The 2,935-nt window shown below is 67.7% G+C and carries 3 protein-coding genes; 1 reads left to right on the plus strand and 2 read right to left on the minus strand.

All coding sequences use genetic code 11. From position 1 onward, the window contains the following. Both VFS34_02940 and VFS34_02945 read right to left on the minus strand, forming a co-directional pair. The coding region (locus VFS34_02940) for a branched-chain amino acid ABC transporter permease (protein HET9793393.1) at nucleotides 1-491 on the minus strand (491 nt) is incomplete at its 3' end. After that, entirely contained in the window at nucleotides 488-1,630 is a 1,143-nt protein-coding gene (locus tag VFS34_02945) for an ABC transporter substrate-binding protein (GenBank protein ID HET9793394.1), read from the minus strand. The genes VFS34_02945 and VFS34_02940, both read right to left, overlap by 4 nt. A gap of 87 nt (nucleotides 1,631-1,717) precedes the next feature. On the opposite strand from VFS34_02945, the gene pcnB reads away from it, so the two are divergent. Next, nucleotides 1,718-2,935 (plus strand): polynucleotide adenylyltransferase PcnB (gene pcnB, locus VFS34_02950; GenBank protein HET9793395.1); only part of this gene is annotated, 1,218 nt, incomplete at its 3' end.

A 2,935-nucleotide genomic window follows, 5' to 3' on the forward strand; every position in this document is an offset into this window, starting at 1 on the left:
AATGCGAGGAGGAAGATCGTCAGCACGATCGACACGACGAAGACCGTCAGCTGCTCGGACGTGACCCGGACGTTGGCGACGTTGAACTCGCGGTGCGGAGCGTTGGACGGGAAGAACTTCGGATCGGCGCCGAACAGGAGCTGGCCCCCGTTTTCGAGGAGCAGCGAAACGCCGATCGCGGTGATGAGGGACGTCATCTTCGCCGCCCGCCGCACCGGCCGGTAGGCGAAGCGTTCGATGACGATGCCGAGCAATCCGCAGACGACCATCGAGAGGACCATGATCGCGATCGCCCGAGGGTACGACGGCTCCGCCGCCCGGAAGCGCGTGGAGGCGTAGTACCCGACGTACGCGCCGACCATATAGACGTCGCCGTGGGCGAAGTTGATCAGGCGCAGGATCCCGTACACCATCGTGTATCCCAGCGCGATCAGCGCGTAGATCGAGCCGAGGGACAGCCCGTTGACGAGCTGCTGGAGAAAGGTGCTCACGCGCCGGGTTCGATGCGTTCCTGAAAGACGAACTTCCCGTCCTGGACCTTCAGCATGACGACCGGCTTCACGGCGTTGCGGTCCTTGTCGATCGTGATCGTGCCGGTGACGCCCGCGTAGTTCTTCGTCTGCGCCAGCGCGTCGCGGACCTTCGCCCCGTCGGTCGACTTCGCGCGGGTCATCGCGTCCGCGAGGATCCGGGCGGCGTCGTAGCCGAGCGCGGCGAGCGCGTCGGGCGTGTTGCCGTACTTCGCCTTGTAGTCGGCGACGAACTTCTGGACCGCGGGCGCCGGATCGTCGACGGAATAGTGGTTCGAGAAATAACAGCCGTTGAGCGCCTTGCCGCCGATCTCCCACAGGCGGGGCGAATCCCATCCGTCGCCGCCGAGGAGGGGCGCCGACATGCCGAGATCGCGCGACTGCCGCGCGATCGTCCCGACTTCCGTGTAATAGCCGGGCACGTAGATCACCTCGGGGTTGGCCGACTTGAGCTGGGTGAGCTGAGCGCGGAAGTCGGAATCCCCTTCCGAATAGGACTGCTCGGCGACGATTTCGCCGCCGTATTCCTTGAACTTCTGGGCGAAGACCAGGCGCAGGCCGACGGAATAGTCGTTGCGGACGTCGTAGAGGAGCGCGGCCTTCTTGAGCTTGAGCGACTTCGCGGCGAACTTCGCGTCGGCCTCTCCCTGCTGCACGTCCGTGAAGCACACGCGGAAGATGTAGTCGCCGACCTGGGTGACCTTCGGATTCGTCGAGGAGGGGGTGACCATCGGCACCTTCGCGCCCTGGCAGATCGGCGCGGCGGCGAGCGAGCGGGAAGAGGCGACCTCTCCGAGGACCGCCTGCACCGCGTTCTGGTTGATGAGCTTCGTGACCGCCGTCGCGGCCTCCTCGGGCTTGGACTGGTCGTCCTCGACGATCAGTTTGACGGGCTTGCCGAGCAGCCCGCCCGCCTTGTTGATCTCGTCGAACGCCATCTCGCTGCCGTTCTTCGTCGACTGGCCGAAGGTGGCGGTGTTGCCCGTCAGCGAGCCGTACTCGCCGACGACGATCTCCTTCGACGAGCGGCCCGGGGCGCAGCCGACGGCCGCGGCGGCGCCGAGCGCGAGCGCGAGCAGGCCCGTTCTTCGCATCTTCATCCTTCCGATCCTCCTGCGTTTGCTATCGCGAAACGGGGTATTATTTCTTCGCTCACCGGAAAAGTCAAAGCACTAGAATCAGTTTGGATGGAGTATCGACGATTTCCGATCGTCCGTCCGCGCAGTGCCCATCCGATCTCGCGCGACGCGATCGATCCGGACGCCCTCAAGGTTCTGTACCGCCTGAAGAGCACGGGCTACCGCGCCTATCTCGTCGGCGGGAGCGTGCGCGACCTGCTGATGGGACGGACGCCCAAGGATTTCGACATCGGCACGGACGCGCGCCCGGAAGAAGTCCGCGCGATCTTCCGCAACTGCCGCCTGATCGGCCGGCGCTTCCGCCTCGCCCACATCCTCTTCCGCGGCGGGAAGGTGATCGAGGTCGCCACCTTCCGGGGCCGGCCGGAAGCGGCCGACGCCGGGGACGGGATCGACCTCCTCGTCACCTCCGACAACACGTGGGGCACGCCCGAGGAGGACGCCGTGCGGCGCGATTTCACGATCAACGGCCTCTTCTACGACATCGCGGACTTCTCCGTCATCGACTGGGTCGGGGGGCTCGACGACCTCGAGGCGGGGCTCGTCCGCGCGATCGGCGACCCGGACGTCCGGTTCCGCGAGGACCCCGTCCGGATGCTCCGCGCGGTCGAGTTCGCGACCCGTCTCTCTTTCGCGATCACGCCCCGCGACTACGAGGCGATCCTCTCGCACCGGAAGGACCTCGCGCGTTCCGCGACGCCCCGCGTCACCGAGGAGCTCGCCGCGATGCTCCGGGGCGGACAGGCGCTCCCCACGTTCCTCCTGCTGCGCGAAATGGGGCTGCTCGACGTCCTCCTCCCCGAGCTGTCCGACGAGCTCCGCCGGATCGATCCGGAGCACGCCGGAGGCGCCGGGCATTTCTTCTGGACCATCCTCGAGGTCCTCGACGCCGAGCGCCGGCGCGGGCGGGTCTTCGACGAGGCCGTCTATTTCGCGGTCCTCGCGCTCCCGCTCCTCCGCGCCGAGCTCGCGCGCGTGCGCCCCGGCGGCCGGGCCGAGCCGTCGCTCCTGGTCGCGAAGACCAACGCCGTCGTGGACCCCCTGGCCCTGGCGCTCTCGACGCCGAACGCGCTCGTGCACCGGGTCAAATCCATCCTCGTCGCGCAGGGACGGGTCGCCGACTCCCCCGAGATGAAGGCATCGACGCGGCGGTTCCTCGCCCACCCTGATTTCCCCGCGGCGATCGATCTCGCCGACCTGCGGGCGATGGCGAGCGGCCGCGGCGGAGAGCTCGTCCGGGAGTGGCGGCGCCTCGCCGAACGCGGA

The sequence above is a fragment of the Thermoanaerobaculia bacterium genome (assembly GCA_035717485.1).
GTDB lineage: Bacteria > Acidobacteriota > Thermoanaerobaculia > UBA5066 > DATFVB01 > DATFVB01.